The 2,151-nt window shown below is 60.2% G+C and carries 2 protein-coding genes; one reads left to right on the top strand and one right to left on the bottom strand.

The genetic code is table 11. The annotated features are described in order from the left end of the window. The first annotated feature begins 513 nt into the window (after positions 1-513). The gene (locus FS320_RS42095) at positions 514-1,809 is read left to right on the top strand and encodes a methyl-accepting chemotaxis protein (protein ID WP_152718484.1); all 1,296 of its coding nucleotides are present in this window, start codon (positions 514-516) and stop codon (positions 1,807-1,809) included. Between the two features lie 52 nt (positions 1,810-1,861). On the opposite strand, the gene FS320_RS42090 is transcribed toward FS320_RS42095, so the two are convergent. Then, the coding region (locus tag FS320_RS42090) for an integrase core domain-containing protein (RefSeq protein ID WP_152717431.1) at positions 1,862-2,151 on the bottom strand (290 nt) is incomplete at its 5' end.

The following is a 2,151-nucleotide window of genomic DNA, read 5'->3' as shown; positions in this document are numbered from 1 at the left end:
CGAAATGGCGCACCGTCATGTCGTCGATCATGCGCTGGCGCAGCGGGCTGATGGCTGTCTCGGTCATCGAGGGCTCCTGTCGTGAGGTGGAGGGACCAAACCCCTCGATCCTCAAGACAGGACCCAGTCCTGTCATCGTGTGCCCTTCAGCGGGTTACCGCCCCCAAGTCATGGCGCCGCCCCAGCCGCAGTGTCCTCCCGCGCGAGCGGGTTCGTTCCCTGGCACAAAGCGGTCCTTGTGACCGTCCGCGAAACCTACCGATTTTGATCCAACGCTCGGGGAATGGATATATGTCCGCTTGCGACCCAGTGAGGGACTTCCACTGTGAGGACGAGGCAGTATTGTGGACATCCCACGAACCACTACGAACGTATTATGATCGGGTAATCGATTCAGCCCGAAATTCAATGCAGCGATAGGTCAATGTGATCGGAATATTTGATGAAATCTGTGGCCGTAGGACTTTTTTAACAGCAACTCGAACATGATTCCTTGGGGAAGTGGGGGGAATCATGCAGTCGTTACGGGCTAAATTCATCATTATTACTGGTCTCATGCTCGCAGTGGGCCTGGGGGCGGGCATCAGTGCAGTGTGGAGCAACGCAGTTCTGACGGACGGCATCTCGCAAAACCTGGTCCTGGCGCAGGCAACCCGCAATCAGGGCAACGCAGACATGATGCACGATGCTCTGCGAGGCGACGTCTATCGTGCCCTCCATGCGGCGCGGGTCGAGCCGACGTCGCGTTCGCACGTCGAGGAAGACCTACGCGATCACCTGGCTCAGCTTCGACGCAATATTGATGAGAACAAGGGGCTTGCTCTCAGCCCTGATATCCGCACTGCTCTCGCCGATGTCGAGGAGCCACTGGCAGCCTATGCGAAAGCCGCCTCGACTCTCGTTGAAGCGGCCTTTGAGAGTACGAGGGAGGCGGAGCGTATGCTTCCTGACTTTGTACAGAGATTTGATGTGCTCGAAGATGCGATGGAGACCATCAGCGGCCGGATCGGAGAGGTGGCAAAGCGTCTGGAGCAGGAGGCTGGCGCGCTGGCTGCCATAACCCGCTGGATGAATGCAGCGGCCGCCACGATATCTCTTCTGATAACAATCGGCCTCTGTCTCTACCTGCTTCGCGGGGCCCTGCGGCCGATCGGTGCCATGACCAGGACGATGAGGGCTCTGGCAGATGGAGACACCAACGTTGACGTGATCGGGGCAAGGCGCCGCGACGAAATTGGTGAAATGGCCAGGGCCGTCGAGGTGTTCCGGGACAATGCTCGAGAAATGGAACACCTCAGGGGCCAGCAGGAGCGCACCCGCGTGCAGAGCGAAGCCGAGAAGCGCCGAATGATGGCTGAGTTGGCGCAGAGCTTCGAGACGAAGGTCGGTGCCCTGGTCCAGCGTCTTTCGGTGGCGGCGAACGGGCTGGAGGACACGGCCCGATCTATGACCTCTGTGGCGGACAAGACGACCCAGCAGTCGGTGGGCGTTGCCTCAACGGCCCAGCAGACCTCGGCCAACGTGCAAACGGTGGCGGCGGCCACGGAAGAACTGTCGATCTCGATCCGTGAGATCGCCGCTCAGGTGACACAATCCTCTCGTGTTGCCGAGCGGGCTGTCGTGGATGCCCAGCGTACCAATCAGACCGTGCAGATGCTTGCAGCTTCTGCTGAGAAGATTGGTCATGTGGTCCAGTTCATCAGCACCATTGCGTCTCAGACCAACCTGCTGGCATTGAATGCTACAATCGAGGCAGCACGCGCCGGTGAGGCCGGCAAGGGCTTTGCGGTCGTGGCCTCTGAGGTGTAGGAACTGGCGAGCCAAACCTCCCGCGCAACGGACGAGATCTCGGCTCAGATTGCTAGTTGTCTGGATGCGAGACCTCCTTGGCATGAGCGATGACCTGGAGGGCGGGCGGCAACGCGTCTGCATCGGGTGGCTTGTAGCGGCGGTTGGCGAGCTTCGGCTCGGCAGCCAGGCGGCTTCGCACAACCTCATCCGGGGATCGCCCCTTGAGCACGCGTTGACGTCTTCTGTTATAGGCCTGATTGAAGCCCTTGAGCAGCGTCTCGAGGTCCCGATGGCTGTAGATGGTGATGCCCAGCACCTCGCGCTGCACCCGCCCGTTGAAGCGCTCCACGAGACCATTGG

Source organism: Microvirga tunisiensis (assembly GCF_009296175.1).
Lineage (GTDB): Bacteria > Pseudomonadota > Alphaproteobacteria > Rhizobiales > Beijerinckiaceae > Microvirga > Microvirga tunisiensis.
The sequence above is the reverse complement of the archived record's forward strand: the minus strand, read 5'-3'. Positions and strand labels throughout refer to the sequence as shown.

What these genes read in the sequence shown, in the direction of transcription:
- FS320_RS42095 (WP_152718484.1), top strand. Translation starts at nt 514, where the DNA reads ATGCAGTCGTTACGGGCTAAATTCATCATTATTACTGGTCTCATGCTC.